Here is a 14,891-nt window from a genome sequence, read left to right on the forward strand (position 1 = left end):
CTTGCGGCCCAATGGGAAAGGAAATTTGCATGAACACTCGTGTCGCCAGCGCCATCCTTCTCGCCAGCAGCATCGGCCTTGCCGCATGCTCGAAGAAGGCTCCGGAGGATCTTCCGCCTCCGCCGGTGGAAACCGAAACGCCGACCACTACCCCGACTACACCGACCGGTCCGTCGCTGGGTTCGCAGGCGCATTTCGAAAACGCCGTGAACGGTCAGAACGTGATCTACTTCGACACCGACCGCTATAACATCGACAGCGCCGACGCTGCTGCACTGCAGACCCAGGCGCAGTACCTGGCGCGCTATCCGCAGATTTCGATCACGATCGAAGGTCATGCCGATGAACGTGGCACGCGCGAATACAACCTCGCGCTGGGTGAACGCCGTGCAAACGCAGCGAAGAACTACCTTGTCGGCCTCGGCGTGGATGCAGCACGCGTCCGCACCGTCAGCTATGGCAAGGAACGCCCGATCGCTCTTGCATCGAACGAAGCTGCATGGGCGCAGAACCGCCGCGCGGTCAGCGTGGTCGTGAACTGATCAGCGAATGAAAGACGGCTGGGGCAGGTCGGGCAAGGATAGCTCGGCCTGCACCGGACCATAGCCCTCGCTTTCCTGCCGGTCGAACCGGCTGGGCGTGTGCGTGAGCACCATCGCAGCCATGGCGAGGGTGGCGAAGGCACTGGAAAGGGCGAGTTGCTTGCTCATGTCGGTCTCGTCGAACGCCGTTACGGGCGATATATGAATAATCTGTTGCATTGCAACATTTCAAACAGCAACTGGATCCCACGTCTTTCAAAAATAGGCAACGATCCCTAGACTGAGTGACATGACCGTCGGACGAACGACTTTGAGCGAGAAAAATCGCATCGGTGCCCGTGGCTAAGGCACGCAGGTCCAACGACTGGGGATTCCCCCGCTGGCGCGGCTATGGCTCATCGCGCGAAGCGACGAATGTCCGCATTTGCGATCGTCATAGTTGCGACGAGCCGGGCGATTGCCCCGCACCAAAAGCTCCGAACAGTCCCGACCGCTGGTATTTCTGCCAGAAGCACGCAGCCGAATATAATTCCAAGTGGGACTATTTCGAAGGATTGGACAAGGCCGAGAAGGAAGAGCGCGCCAAGGCCGAACGGCAGGAAAGTTCCGGCTATGCGGAGGCGTCTCATTACGGCTGGGCCGGTTCGGGTGATGGATCGCGCAGTGCTGACGAAATGCGCGCGCTTGATGTCCTTGAACTCGAAGCGGATGCTGACTTCGTCATGATCAAGAAGGCGTGGCGGGAAAAAGCCAAGACAGTGCACCCGGACGTAAAGCCGGGTGACAAGGCGGCTGCTGCAGAATTCCAGAAGCTGCAACTTGCCTATGAAGTGCTGAAGACCGCAGAAGAACGCCGCGAGTGGCGTGGATGAGCAGCCTGCGCTCCGCTCCCGCAGGGGACACGGAGGCTGCTGCATCAATCCTGCGCGAGGACGGCGTCGTCCGGCTCGATGAAGTTTGGACACGCGACACTCTGATTGCCGCTAGGGATGTGGTCTTCGCCGGCCACCCGGAATTCGCCGATCCCGCGAACCTGACCGACGTGCTGCGAAACGGAGAGGGGCGTTTTATTGCCCCTGTTATGCTGGGCCACGGCCTTCTCGATTTGGGATTGCTCGATAACGCGGCAGTCGAGGCGTTGCTGGAAAGTGCGCTCGGGTCGGCATGGGTGCACGAAGCGTTCGGGATGATGATGGCGCACGGCGGGTGCCCTGATCAGCACGTCCACCGCGATACCGACCCTCTTTTTCCGGAAACCGGAGTGGATCCGCTGCTTCCGCCGACCGTGCTGACGATTGCCATTCCCTTGGTCGACACCGGCGAGGCCAATGGCAGGACCGCCTTTTATCCCGGGAGCCATCGCACCGGTTCGCGGGACGGCATATCGCCAGCATCTATCGATGTGCCCCTTGGTTCGGCCTTGGTGTGGGATTTTCGAACCATCCACTACGGCTGCGCAAACACGAGCAACGAGGACCGGCCACTACTCTATTTCACCTCGTGCCGCCCGTTCTGGTTCGACCACAAGAACTTTGGCACCGGAAACCAGCGACTGGTTGCCGAGGCAGAGGTGCTCGATAGCCTCGGTCCCCGCTTTGTGCGGACACTGCTGGCCTGAGAGTTATCAGTTACGGTTGATCGCCGACTGAGGGTTGTCGTTCCACCACGGGGTGTCGGTCCAGGGCCTCAGGTCGATTTCGTGGCTCCAGCAGCTGCGCGGCTGGTGCGCCAGATGCCAATAAGTTTCAGCAAGAGCAGCAGGGTCCACGACGCCGTCGTCGCCTTTCGCCGCCTTGAAATCCTCGAACGAATTGCCGAGCATCTTGCCGAGGGTGTCAGGTGCATCGACCGCCCCGTCAATCACGATGTGCGCGATATGGATCCCCTGGCGTGCGAATTCTGCGTTGAGCGTCTGGCACAGCATCCGCCGTCCACCCATTGCGGCAGCGTGGCTGTGCTGCCCTTCGTTTCCGCGAACAGCAGCCGTCGCGCTCGTCACCAGCATGGTCCCGCGACCGCGCTCTACCATCCGGGGGAGCAAGGCGTGCGCGAGGCGGAATAGGCCGAAACATCCAAGACGCCAGCCCAGTTCGAACGTCCGGTGCGGCGTATTCGCCAGCGAGCGGTTTCCGATCTGCGCGCCCAGGTTGTAGAGCGCGCATTCGATTGGGCCGATCTCGTTTTCGACCCGCTCGACCAGATTTTCGATCGTGCCGTCGACCGATGCGTCGACCAGCATTCCGCTGGCTTCGCCTCCGGCGTCCTCGATCTGCCCGACAAGCCGCTTCAGACCGGCTTCGTCGCTGCGGCGGGCTAGCACGGCATGGTATCCGCCAAGCGCAAATCGCGCTGCCACCTGTCCGCCGATCCCGGCACCTGCACCCAGGACCAGGAATACCGGTTTGCGATCACTCATGCTTCACTCCGCCTCAGGAATAGATGCCCGAGGCTAGGCGTTGCATCACACCTTTGCCAGTGCCTGTTCGAAATCGGCGATAAGGTCATCGGGATCCTCGATGCCGATTGAAATGCGAACGAGGTTGTCGGTTATGCCGAGTGCCGCCTTCCGTTCGTCCGGCACGGAAAGGTGTGTCATTGCCGCCGGATGGCTGGCGAGTGTCTCTGTCCCGCCAAGGCTGACCGCAAGTTTGGCGATGCTCAGGTTGTCGAGGAAACGGAAGCTTTCAGCTTCCCCGCCTTTGATGAACAGCGAGAATGTGCTGCCGGCCCCGGTGCAATGCCGATCGAAGATGTCCTGCTGGCGCGCATCGCTGATGAAGCCGAGATAGGCGAGCCTTTCGACCTTGGGATGCTGGCGCAGGAATTCGCATACCTTGGCCGCGTTCTCTCCTGCTCGCTGCATGCGAAGCTCGACCGTCTCGAGCGAGCGCAGCAGCATCCACGCCGTGTTGGGATCGCAAATGCCTCCCATCGTGTTGCGGAGCATGCGAACCGGGTCCATCCACTTGCGCGCACCCGCGATACTTCCGGCGACGAGGTCGGAATGACCGCCCACATATTTGGTCAGCGAATAGACGACGATATCGGCCCCGTGATCGAGCGGGCGCTGCCACAAGGGACCGAGGAAGGTGTTGTCGATGGCAATCGGGCAATCGGCCGACAGCACTGTATCGCGTGCCTTTCGCATGGCTTCGATATCGACGAGGGCATTGGTCGGGTTGGCCGGACTTTCGAGATAGATCATCGCGACCTTGCCGCCCTGGCTTTCGGCCTGCTCCCTGGCCTTCTCCAGCACCGCTTGCATCTGCTCGCCAGATGCACCGGCGGGGAAATCGACGTAAGTAACCCCGAACTTGCTGAGCACCTTCGAAACGAAGCCTTCGGATGCGGCATAGAGCGGTCCGGAATGGACGATGACATCGCCCTGGCTGACATAGGCCATCATCAGCACGCAGATCGCGGTCATGCCGCTCGAAAAGGCTAAGGCATCCTCCGCGCCGTCCCAGATCCCCAGCCTGTCTTCCAGGATTTCCTGGTTGGGCCCGTTGAAACGCGAATAAACCAGTCCATCGGCGCCGCCCGGACGCTTGCCGGTGATGCCTTCGAAGTGGTGCTTTCCGTCGGCAGCGCTGGGGAAGGCGAAGGTCGAGGTCAGGAAGATCGGCGGTTTGAGCGATCCTTCCGACAGCACGGGATCGTACCCGTATCCCATCATCAGCGTCGAAGGCTTCAATTCGTGTCCGCCGATGCTCGTCCTGGCAGGCTTCGAAGTGCGGCGCGGTGCTTCGTTGGGATCGATGACATCAGTCATTACAGGCTGACCTTCCTCGTAAAACGCCCCCAGGAAGGCAGGAGCAGATGGGGCGGCCGGGGCACCCGCTCCTAACCTCCGCAGGAACGCTTCTCCGCCGTCGCCGGATCACACCTCATTGAATATCGGCGGACTTTGCCGAGTTCAAGCCGGGCCTCGAAACGCGCCCGATCAACTCGCAAGCTCGACCGCAAAGACCACTCCGACGATGAGGAATGTGCCGATGATGTCGAGTGCCAGACCGGCCCCGACCATGCGCCCGATGCGGATGCGTCCGGTCGACCAGGCGATGGCATTCGGGCCTGTTCCAGCCGGTAACATGAAGCCCCAGCTGGCAGCGAGCGCGGCGGGCATGACGAGCAGGACTGGGTCCGCTCCGAGAGCAGCGGCGAGTGCGGCGACGACGGGGATGATGCCAGACGCAGTTGCGACATTGCTCGCAAATTCGGTGATTACGATCACCAGCACGACGGCAATGACTGCGATGGCGATAGGGGGCAGCACTTCGAGTGGCAGAAGCTGCTGACCGATCCAGTCTGCCAGCCCCGATGACCCCATGCCCGCGGCGAGCGCCAGGCCGCCACCGAACATCAGCAGCACCCCCCAAGGCGCGCGATCTGCTTCATCCCAGTTGAGCAGCGGGCGGCCGCTTCCATCCGGTAGGATGAACAGTGCGAGGCTCGCCGCGATTGCCACGGTCCCTTCGGTCAGCGAACCGTCAGGCAGCAGCGGTGCCAGCCATGGCTGGCCCATCCAAAGTATGAATGTGATGGCGATAATCGGGACGAGGCGTTTTTCCGCCGTGGTCCACGGGCCGTGGCTTTCGACCGCGTCATGCGCCGCTGCCAGGTCGAAAGGATGTGAACCGATCGACTGTACCCGCCCGACGATCCAGGCTGCGACGGGCACGCCGATCAGCACGACCGGAAGGCCGAACATGCTCCACATGGCAAAGCTGATCCTAAGGCCCAGCAGTTCGTCGATCAGGCCAACTGCGATGGCGTTTGTGGGCGAACCCACAAGCGTTCCGAGACCGCCGATACTGGCAGCAAAGGCGATGCCCATCGGCAAGGCACCCGAGAGACCTTCCTGGCGGTCGGTCGCGCCTTCGTCTGCCAGATGGCCTTCGCCACCGGCGAGAACCGCGAGTGCGACGGGCATCATGATGAGGGCGGTTGAAGTGTTGGAGATCAGCATCGACAACACTGCTGCGGCGGCCATGAAGGCCAGCAGCAGCCGAAATTCGCTGCCACCTTTTCCGATCGTATCGAGCAGGAACAGCGCCAGCCGGCGGTGGAGACCTGTACGTTCGATGGCGAGTGCGATGAAGGCGCCGCCGAGCAGGAGGAAGATGATCGGTGAATAGTACGCGCTCGCCGTCTCTTTTGCGTCGAGCGCGCCGGCGAAAGGCAGGACCACGAACGGGAGGAGCGCCGTGACGGCCAGCGGGACAGCCTCTGTCATCCACCAGGCAGCCATCATCACCACAAGCCCGGCGATGATCCATGCCTCGGCTGGCATGCCGGCTGGCGGTGCGGTGAATATTGTGAAGAGCAGGGCGACGAGCCCCGTGATCATTCCGATGCGGCGTGCTGTCACTTCGCGTAAATCCTCCCCACCTGAGGACCTAGCTGCCCATGACAGCCTTGGCGAGTATCGGCGCCGAGAATTGCTCGGCTTTCTGAACTGGGCACTGCGTCGATGGTCTGACTATTTGGCGTGCCGATACAAAAAGGGCGCACCGTCTGGCGCGCCCTTTTTTATTAATGGATCAAGCTGCCTTACTTCGGAGCGAGAACCATCAGCATCTGACGCCCTTCAAGGCGCGGGAATGCCTCGACCTTGGCGATTTCCTCGACATCGTCGCGCACACGGTTCAGCAGGTTCATGCCGAGTTCCTGGTGCGCCATTTCACGGCCGCGGAAACGCAGGGTGACCTTCACCTTGTCGCCATTCTCGATGAACTTGACCACGTTGCGCATCTTCACGTCGTAATCGTGCGTGTCGATGTTGGGACGCATCTTGATCTCCTTGATCTCCTGCGTCTTCTGGGTCTTGCGTGCGGCGTTGGCCTTCTTCTGAGCCTCGTAACGGTATTTGCCGACGTCGAGGAACTTTGCCACCGGCGGGTCCGCGTTTGGCGATACCTCCACCAGGTTGAGACCCAGGTCGTTGGCCTGTTCCATCGCTTCGCGGGTGTACATCACGCCAAGGTTCTCACCTTCGTGATCGATCACGCGAACCTTGTCGGATTGAATGAATTCGTCATAGCGAGGGCCGCTTTTTACTGGCGGGGCCATCGAACGCCGGGGTGGACGGGCTATGTGTGTTCTCCTGTAATAGCCATGAATCGTGGCCGCTATGTAGGGACAATCGCTCTTAAACGCTAGTGGCTACGCGGCATCGCGCCAAAGCGGGAATTTGACGAGCTTTCCCTTCGCCGGAAGCACCGCTTCTATTTCGCGCGCAGGTTGCAAGGCGCGCAGGATCTGGGGGGATGCCGCGTCCATGCCGCCGGTCAATGCGCCGAATGCCGGCATGATCATCCGGTCGGCTCCGTCGGTGGACCTGCTCACGACGCCGCATGGCCGGCTGATGTGGCGATCGCGGATCCTGACGCGAACCTTGGGATGGAAATGGCCGGAAAGCTCTGGCCGTGTTTCGCCCTTTCGAGCGATATGCCTGAGCAACACGCCGCCTAGTTCCATCTCGTCGACGAGGGCTCCACCAAAAGCGCGGTGCATCTCTTCGTCGTGGTTGCCGGTAATCCAGACCCAGTCGAGCGAGCGCGTCAATGCTTCGAGCATGCCGGCCGCATAGGGTTCGAGCCGGCTGGTTCCGTCGCTGTCGTGAAAGTTGTCGCCCAGCGTGATGACCCGGCGCGCGCCTGTCTGCTTGACCGCATTGGCGATGCGCTCCAGCGTTTCGCGGCTGTCGTATGGCGGCAGCATTTGCCCGTGCCCTGCAAAAAAGCTTGCTTTTTCAAGGTGAAGGTCGGCCAGCAGCAGCGTTCGCTCACGCGGCCAGTAAAGCGCGCGACCGTCGATGAGGAACATTTCCTCGCCTGCGAACGAAAGGGGAACCATGGCTCTCCCTTGCCGCGACTCATGTGCTTTGGCAAGGGGGTGTCATGACTGACTGGACCCATGAAACCGACCGCGCGAAAGAATGGTTCGAAAGCCTGCGCACACGCATCTGCAACGAGTTCGAGGCGATCGAGCGCGAAGCGGGTTCCAATGCGAGTTTCGAATATCGTCCCTGGCAGCGCGACGAAGACGGCAATGACAATCCGGGTGGCGGCGTGCAGGGCCTGATGAAGGGCAAGGTCTTTGAAAAGGTCGGGGTGAACGTCTCGACGGTCAGGGGCAGTTTCAGCAAGGAATTTGCCGGCACGATCAATGGTGCCAGCCCGGAGAACCCCGGATTTACCGCGACCGGCATCAGCCTGGTTGCCCATATGGCCAATCCACATGTTCCCGCCGTGCACATGAACACGCGATTCCTTACGACCCAAGCCGCCTGGTTTGGCGGTGGTGCGGATCTCAATCCGCCGATTCCGTATGAGGAAGACACGGCCGATTTCCATGCGGCATTTCGCGCCGCCTGTGCACTTCACAATCCGACCTATTACGACCGGTTCAAGAAATGGGCGGACGATTATTTCTACATCCCGCACCGCGGTGTCCATCGCGGCGTAGGCGGGATATTCTATGACCACATGGAATGCGCCGATCCCGACGCATTCGAGCGGAACTTCCAGTTCACCCGCGATGTGGGCGAGGCGTTCCTGGGCATCTTCCCGAAGATCGTTCGCCGCCGCGTCGAGACCCAATGGACCAACGCAGACAAGCAGCGCCAGCTCGAATGGCGCGGACGCTACGCCGAATTCAACCTCGTTTACGATCGTGGCACTCTGTTCGGACTGCGCACCGGCGGCAATGTCGATGCCATCCTCATGAGCCTGCCGCCAGAAGCGACCTGGAGCTGATCACTCCTTGCTCATGCCCTCCGGCGCATAGACGCGAACCCAATCGACGAGCATCGCGACGTTGCCCGTCTTAATCTGATCGACGGTTGCCTGCGGCACACCCGTATAGGGTTCCTTGATGCCGTTGGTCTTGACCGGATAGGCACCACCGAGCGCGAAATTCAGGATCAGATATTTAGGCGTATCGAAGCGCCACTTTCCATAATGTTCGACCATCGGGCGCGTGACGCGATAGGTCACATGGCCGTCGACGATGAAGTCGATCTGGTTCTCTGTCCACTCGACGGCGTAGTTATGCCACTGCGTGACATCGACGCCTTCGGGGAAGAAGAACTTGTTCACCAGCGGCGTTTCGCCTGAATAACCGGGGCCGTGCAGGGCAACGCCGGTCCAGTCTTTCTCGCCGACATATTCCATGATGTCGATCTCGCCGGTGTCGGGCCATTTCCCGTTTCCAAGCAGCCAGAAGGCCGGCCAGACGCCGACTGCATCGGGCATTCGGATGCGAGCTTCTGCGCGGCCATAAGTGAAATCGAACTTGTCCTTGCTTTCGACCCGCCCCGAAAGGAAATCGGCAAGGCGATTCTTGTTCGGGTCGATCCCCGGCTTGAAGACAGGACGTAGCATCAGGACGCCGCCGTCGGCGCCCGACATGTCGTCGAGGATTGCGATCGTCGCCTTCGAATCGACGTAAACCTGTTGCTCGTCATTGACCCAGAAGTCGGCGCCGATGACGCCCCACTTCGCGCGGTCGAGCTCTTCGCCGTTGAATTCGTCCGAGAAGAGTAGATCGCGGTCGGCTGTGGCTTGCTCGCCTGCCGCCGGCAGGTCTTGAGCAAGCGCCGGTGCGGCGAGGGCCAATGCGGTTGCGGCAATAGCCGTGCTGAGCGACTTCATTTCTTTCTCCCGGGAACGCTTATGTCTTCTGATAACGTTCACATAGACCAAGTGTCGCGAATTCACCAGAAGGCAAACGAATGCATCGCTTCAGGGTGGCGCAAGAGTTCAGGGTCGATATAGGATGTCGACATGAACGCGGGCCGACGGTTCGCAGGCCGATGGAATTTTTGGAGAGTTTCCCGATGCGTTATCTCGCACCGCTGGCAGCCTTGCTGCTCGTTTCCTGCAACCCGATGGCTGGTGAGGACGCTGCACCCGTTGTCGCACCGATCCTGACGAGCGAACAGGCGTTCGACGAGTTCACCTATGCCCGTCCGCAGGAAGCGCGCGTGAGCCATGTGGCGCTGGACCTTGTGTTGAACTTCGACAAGAAACTGGTCGAGGGCACCGCGACGCTCGATGTCGTTGCCGCTGAAGGAGCGAAGGAAATCGTCCTCGACAGCAATGGTCTTTCGATCACGCATGTGACCGATGGCGAGGGCGTAGAGCTCGCATGGGAACTGGGCGAAAGCGTAGCCGAGAAGGGCGCGCCGCTTAAGATCAGTTTTGCAGAAACCGATGGTGCGGTCACGGCGCCCGAACGTATCCTGATCACCTATGCCAGCGCGCCCTATGCAGAGGCCCTGCAGTGGCTGGCACCGGAACAGACTGCCGGTAAGAAGCAGCCGTTCCTGTTCAGCCAGGGTCAGGCGATCCTCAACCGCAGCTGGATCCCCACGCAGGATAGCCCGGGCATCCGACAGACGTGGGAAGCGCGCATCGTCGCTCCCGAAGCGCTCAATGTAGTGATGAGCGGTATCAAGCAGGGCGAGCCTGAAGATCTTGGCAATGGAACCAGGGCGCACAGCTTTGTCATGGACAAGTCCGTTCCGCCGTACCTGATCGCCGTTGCTGCCGGTAATATCGAATTCGCCGAAATCGGTCCCCGTTCCGGTGTCTGGGCAGAGCCCGAGACGCTGGAGGCGGCTGCCAAGGAAGTGGGCGATACCGAGGAACTGATCGACGCAGGTAGCAAGCTGTTCGGCGATTATCGCTGGGGCCGTTACGACATGATCGTGCTGCCGCCATCCTTCCCGTATGGCGGGATGGAAAATCCGGTGATGACCTTCCTTACGCCGACCTTCATCGCGGGCGATCGCTCGAACAACGGGCTGGTCGCACACGAGCTGGCCCACAGCTGGTCGGGCAACCTGACCACCTATGCGAGCTGGCGTGACGGCTGGCTCAACGAAGGCGTCACGAGCTACATCGAAAGCCGCATCAGCGAAGAAGTGTATGGCAAGGCCCGGGCCGAACAGGAATATGCGCTGAGTTATGCTGGTCTCGCTGAAATGGTCGAGACCAATGGTTCGGACAATCCCAATACCGCCATGCGTACGCCCGCCGAAATCAGCCCGTTCGAAACCGCTGGCGAAGCGATCTATGACAAGGGCACGGTCTTTCTTCGCACTGTCGAACAGACTGTCGGCCGCGAGAAGTTCGACGCGTGGCTGACCGCATGGTTCGACAATCACGCGTTTCAGCCGATCACTTCGGAGATGTTCCTTGCCGACCTGCGCGAGAACCTGATCAAGGGCGATGCGGAGCTGGAGAAGGCGCTGATGCTCGACGAATGGGTCTATGGCACCGGCATTCCCGCCAACGCTGCACAGCCCGATGCGGCTGCATTTGCTGCGGTCGATTCAGCGGCTGCCGCTTATGCGAAGGACGGCACGCTGCCCGAAACGAAAGCTTGGAAGGGCTGGACAGCCGCAGAACAGCGCCGGTTCCTCGAGAAGCTGCCGAAGGAGCTGGATGACGCCCAACTTGCCGCGCTGAACGACCGGCTCGAGCTTTCTGCCACCGGGAACAATGAAGTGCTGTTCCTGTGGCTCGAAGCTGCCTTGCGCAACGAATATGATCCGGCAATTCCGCAGGCCCAGAAGTTCCTGGCCCGCGTGGGTCGCAACAAGTTCGTGTCGCCGCTGTTCACTGCGCTTTGGGACACGGGAAGCTGGGGTCGCCCTATCGCGACCAAGCTCTACGCAGAAACGCGTGACGGCTATCACAGCTATACCCGCGGCAAGGTCGACAAGATCGTCGGCTACGAAGGGTAACCGACGTGAGGGCGGGTTGGGCTCAGCTGCCCCAGCCCGCCTCGCCAACCTTGGCTTTTCCGTACGAGATCAGGCAGCGCATATAGCGTTTCTGGAATTCGATCGGGTCATCGGTTTCGATATCGATTTGCTGCCACTGGTTGCAGGTCAGCGTTTCCGGCGCTGACTTCGCAGGGTCGAGATAGGTGAAGTCGAAGTCTGCGACATCATCCTCGATCCTCAGGAAGTTGAAGCACCCGGATTCCTCGCAGGCATCGTCTTCGAGTTGAAGCGCGGAAAAGCGATAGACCTGGTTCACCAGCACCCTTTCGCTCGCCATCGCCAGCGACATGATGTTCCAGTCCTTGTGCACTCCTTCCTTGCCGCCCATCGGGTTGTCCTTGGTGCAAAGGGAGGCATCCGCCTTTGGACACGAAGGTGTCGGCAGGTCGAGCGTTCCGTCGATAATGGCATAGGTGATCGGGGCGGGCACATAGATGTCGTCTTCGATCTTGAGGTCGGGTGCATCTCCGCGCCAATGGGCCATCTGGACCAGCGCCGTCGGATCTCCAAACATGCCGAAACGCATCCCCCCATCGACATACATGGTGTTGTCGATGAAGACAGGGGGCGCGGCCAACGGCGCTGAAGAGCTCGCCAGGATCGCCGCGATATAGCAGCTTTTCCACTGGCCGGCCTTACCGTCGCCGCTGACCTGGCTCGCGATATAGCGGGTCGCCATGTCACCGAGATCGAATGCGACCGGCCTGCCGCTATCCAGATCGGTCGCTCCTATCAGGAGGCGCGCGCCGCCGTCGTGCTTGGTCGCGACACGCAACAGGACATCGTCGGTGATGAACTGGCCCAGCCGTTCCTTCAACGGGTCGAGATTGGCGAAAGAGCCGTATTTTACGAGCGTTTCGAAGTTTGCGAGATCGGGCTTTCCGTCCTTCGGCTTGGCATAAACGTCGGCCAGTTCGCTTTCCGAATTGATTGTGTATCCGGCAACCGCCTTTTCCGGTTCGTTGACGAATGCAAAGGTCGAAAGGATCGAACCGGTCGAAACCCCGGTCACCACCTGGAAATCAGGGAGGTCGCCGGTCCCGCCCCAACCGGCAAGGATCCCCGCGCCATAGGCACCGTGCTCGCTTCCGCCCGAAAACGACAGCATCATCGGCGGCTTGGTCGAATTGGGCATGCGCGAGGGATAGGCCCGCAGGCTATTCTCCAGTTCCAACCGCATTGGGTCTTCGGCATTTGACTGGCCTGGCACGGGAATATCGAGCGGGATCGTCCGGAAATCGCACATCGCGCTTTGCGGGGTTAGCGCCGGTTTTTGCGCGCAAGCCCCCAGCGTGAGTGCCAAAAATCCTATTAGCGCAGCGACTGCTCGCTTCATAACCCTTCCCCCGGATGCCTGATGCCCTTGAAGGGGCCATTAATTGCAACTGGTTGCCAATTCGTGGCTTTTGCGATTGCAATAAGCTGCGCGAAACCGCACATTTCCGGTGATGCTGCGACAGTACGAACTTGTGGAACGGGTCCTGGGCTATGACCCCGACGCCGATGAGGCGGTGCTGAATCGCGCCTACGTCTATACAGTCCAGAAACACGGCACGCAGAAGCGCGCCAGCGGCGATCCCTATTTCAGTCATCCGGTCGAAGTCGCCGGCCTGATGACCGATCTACAGCTCGATCAGGAAACGATCATTACCGCGCTCCTTCACGATACGGTGGAGGATACGCTGGCGACGATCGACGATATCGAAGCCAATTTCGGGACCGAGGTAGCGCAGCTGGTTGATGGCGTGACCAAGCTGTCGAAGATCGAGGCCATGCCCGAGAACGAGCGGGCCGCGGAGAACCTGCGCAAATTCCTCCTTGCAATGAGCGAGGATATTCGCGTCCTGCTGGTGAAGCTGGCGGACCGGCTGCACAACATGCGCACGCTCCATTTCATCAAGTCACCCGACAAGCGCCGGCGCATCGCGCGCGAGACGATGGATATCTATGCCCCGCTGGCAGAGCGTGTGGGCATGTACGAATACATGCGCGAAATGCAGCTGCTCGCTTTCGAGCAGTTGGAGCCCGAAGCGTTCCATACGATCACCAAGCGGCTCGAAGAACTTCGCAGCCAGGACGGCGGTCAGGTGGATGCGATCGCGCTCGCGATCAAGCAGGCGCTGGCAGAAGCGGGCCTGCAGGTCGAAGTTTCGGGTCGCGAGAAGCATCCTTATTCGATCTGGCGCAAGATGGCGGAGCGTCATGTCAGCTTCGAACAGGTCACCGACATCATGGCATTCCGTGTCGTGTGCGATACCGAAGCTGACTGCTATGCCGCCATGGGGGTGCTTCACACCACCTGGCAGGCGCTACCGGGCAGGTTCAAGGACTATATCTCGACCCCCAAATCGAACGGTTATCGCTCGCTACACACCTCGCTGATGTACGAAAATTCGATGCGAGTTGAGGTCCAGATCCGTACCCGCGAAATGCACCAGCGCAACGAGTTCGGCCTGGCTGCGCATTGGGCTTACAAGCAGGGAGACCGGCCGGACGGGCAGGTCGGCTGGTTGCGTGACCTCATTGAAATCGTCGATGCCAGCCACGACGCCGAGGAACTGCTCGAGCACACACGCATGGCGATCTACCAGGATCGCATATTTGCCTTCACGCCAAAGGGCAGCTTGTTCCAGCTTCCCAAGGGCGCAACGCCGGTCGATTTTGCCTTCGCGGTACATACCGACCTCGGCGCGCAGACAGTGGGGGCAAAGATCAACGGTCGGCACATGCCGCTGCGCACGCCTCTCAACAACGGCGACGTGGTCGAGATCATCAAGGGCAAGAATGCGGAACCGCAGCTGTCATGGCTGGGGTTCGTCGTGACCGGGAAGGCGAGAGCCTCGATCCGCCGCGCCGTGCGGTTGAAGGAACACGCCGAAGTCGCCGAAATCGGCCGCAAGCTGTTCGACGAAATTGCCGGCCGCGTCCCTGCCAAGATCGGCAAGAAGGCGGTGCGCGAAGCGGTAAAGCGTCTCGAGATGGAAGACGAGGAAGACCTGATGTTCGCAGTCGGCGCGGCCAAGCTGACCGATCGCGAAGTCATGGAGGCGCTGGTCCCCGGAAGCACGTCCGACCTGCCGGACAATCATGACTGGTCCCGCCGCGACCACGCGATTTCGATCCGCGGACTTACGGCTGGTGTCGGTTTCAAGCTGGCGACCTGCTGTCACCCTGTTCCGGGTGACCGGATCGTAGGCCTGCGCAAGAAGGACGAGGGCGTCGAAGTGCACGCCATCGATTGCCTCGAACTGGCGAGCGGGATCGACAATGACTGGCTCGACCTGTCGTGGGGCAAGCGTTCGCAGGGTGCTACAGGGCGGTTGCGCGTCACGATCTACGATCGCCCGGGTACGCTTGCCGAAATGGCAGGCATTTTCGCGCAGAACGTCGCGAACGTCACCAGCCTGGAACAGGTCCAACTCGACCATCCGTTCACGACCTACGAGATTGATGTCGAGGTTCAGGATCTGGCGCACCTCACCCGTATCCTGAGCGCGATGCGAGCGAGCGATGCCGTGGCGCAGGCGGAACGCGTCTGATACAGCCGAACC

General features: G+C 60.7%; 14 protein-coding genes. 6 read left to right on the forward strand and 8 right to left on the reverse strand.

The genetic code is table 11. The features are described 5' to 3' along the window. The first annotated feature begins 29 nt into the window (after window positions 1-29). Window positions 30-542 carry a peptidoglycan-associated lipoprotein Pal gene (pal, locus tag AMC99_RS02155; RefSeq protein WP_061922204.1) on the forward strand — a complete coding sequence of 171 codons (513 nt, stop codon included), beginning with the start codon at window positions 30-32 and terminating at the stop codon, window positions 540-542. On the opposite strand, the gene AMC99_RS02160 is transcribed toward pal, so the two are convergent. After that, on the reverse strand, window positions 543-761 hold the full coding sequence (locus AMC99_RS02160) for a hypothetical protein (protein ID WP_061922207.1): 219 nt from the start codon (window positions 759-761) through the stop codon (window positions 543-545). Window positions 762-880: 119 nt separating this feature from the next. Here AMC99_RS02160 and AMC99_RS02165 point away from each other — a divergent pair, with 119 nt between their 5' ends. Both AMC99_RS02165 and AMC99_RS02170 read left to right on the forward strand, forming a co-directional pair. Further along, window positions 881-1,414 carry a J domain-containing protein gene (locus AMC99_RS02165; RefSeq protein WP_061922210.1) on the forward strand — a complete coding sequence of 178 codons (534 nt, stop codon included), beginning with the start codon at window positions 881-883 and terminating at the stop codon, window positions 1,412-1,414. Continuing rightward, window positions 1,411-2,160, forward strand: coding sequence for a phytanoyl-CoA dioxygenase family protein (locus tag AMC99_RS02170; RefSeq protein ID WP_061922213.1), 750 nt, complete (start codon window positions 1,411-1,413; stop codon window positions 2,158-2,160). The genes AMC99_RS02165 and AMC99_RS02170 overlap by 4 nt, the downstream gene beginning before the upstream one ends. A 6-nt stretch (window positions 2,161-2,166) precedes the next feature. Here the strand turns inward: AMC99_RS02170 and AMC99_RS02175 are convergent, their stop codons facing one another. The 5 genes from AMC99_RS02175 to pdeM form a co-directional block, all read right to left on the reverse strand. Beyond that, complete coding sequence (locus AMC99_RS02175) at window positions 2,167-2,958, reverse strand: SDR family NAD(P)-dependent oxidoreductase (RefSeq protein WP_061922217.1); 792 nt, start codon at window positions 2,956-2,958, stop codon at window positions 2,167-2,169. Between the two features lie 45 nt (window positions 2,959-3,003). Next, entirely contained in the window at window positions 3,004-4,314 is a 1,311-nt protein-coding gene (locus AMC99_RS02180) for a cystathionine gamma-synthase family protein (RefSeq protein ID WP_061922220.1), read from the reverse strand. A gap of 171 nt (window positions 4,315-4,485) precedes the next feature. Then, window positions 4,486-5,913: an SLC13 family permease gene (locus tag AMC99_RS02185; RefSeq protein WP_232301474.1), complete on the reverse strand. Its 1,428-nt coding sequence runs from the start codon at window positions 5,911-5,913 to the stop codon at window positions 4,486-4,488. A 182-nt stretch (window positions 5,914-6,095) separates the two neighbouring features. After that, window positions 6,096-6,614 carry a translation initiation factor IF-3 gene (gene infC / locus AMC99_RS02190; protein ID WP_061922225.1) on the reverse strand — a complete coding sequence of 173 codons (519 nt, stop codon included), beginning with the start codon at window positions 6,612-6,614 and terminating at the stop codon, window positions 6,096-6,098. Window positions 6,615-6,707: 93 nt separating this feature from the next. Further along, window positions 6,708-7,400 carry a ligase-associated DNA damage response endonuclease PdeM gene (gene pdeM / locus AMC99_RS02195; protein ID WP_061922228.1) on the reverse strand — a complete coding sequence of 231 codons (693 nt, stop codon included), beginning with the start codon at window positions 7,398-7,400 and terminating at the stop codon, window positions 6,708-6,710. A 44-nt stretch (window positions 7,401-7,444) separates the two neighbouring features. Here pdeM and hemF point away from each other — a divergent pair, with 44 nt between their 5' ends. Beyond that, window positions 7,445-8,302, forward strand: a complete 858-nt coding sequence (hemF, locus tag AMC99_RS02200; protein WP_061922231.1) for an oxygen-dependent coproporphyrinogen oxidase — start codon at window positions 7,445-7,447, stop codon at window positions 8,300-8,302. Here hemF and AMC99_RS02205 read toward each other — a convergent pair whose 3' ends face one another. Next, window positions 8,303-9,265 (reverse strand): family 16 glycosylhydrolase, encoded by a 963-nt coding sequence (locus AMC99_RS02205; protein ID WP_157058231.1) that lies wholly within the window; start codon window positions 9,263-9,265, stop codon window positions 8,303-8,305. Between the two features lie 95 nt (window positions 9,266-9,360). On the opposite strand from AMC99_RS02205, the gene AMC99_RS02210 reads away from it, so the two are divergent. Beyond that, entirely contained in the window at window positions 9,361-11,298 is a 1,938-nt protein-coding gene (locus AMC99_RS02210) for a M1 family metallopeptidase (RefSeq protein WP_232301476.1), read from the forward strand. A gap of 22 nt (window positions 11,299-11,320) precedes the next feature. Here AMC99_RS02210 and AMC99_RS02215 read toward each other — a convergent pair whose 3' ends face one another. Beyond that, window positions 11,321-12,586: a patatin-like phospholipase family protein gene (locus AMC99_RS02215; RefSeq protein ID WP_061922237.1), complete on the reverse strand. Its 1,266-nt coding sequence runs from the start codon at window positions 12,584-12,586 to the stop codon at window positions 11,321-11,323. A 202-nt stretch (window positions 12,587-12,788) separates the two neighbouring features. Here AMC99_RS02215 and AMC99_RS02220 point away from each other — a divergent pair, with 202 nt between their 5' ends. Further along, entirely contained in the window at window positions 12,789-14,879 is a 2,091-nt protein-coding gene (locus AMC99_RS02220; RefSeq protein ID WP_061922240.1) for a RelA/SpoT family protein, read from the forward strand. Window positions 14,880-14,891: the final 12 nt, after the last annotated feature.

It is taken from the genome of Altererythrobacter epoxidivorans (assembly GCF_001281485.1).
Classification (GTDB): Bacteria; Pseudomonadota; Alphaproteobacteria; order Sphingomonadales; family Sphingomonadaceae; genus Erythrobacter; species Erythrobacter epoxidivorans.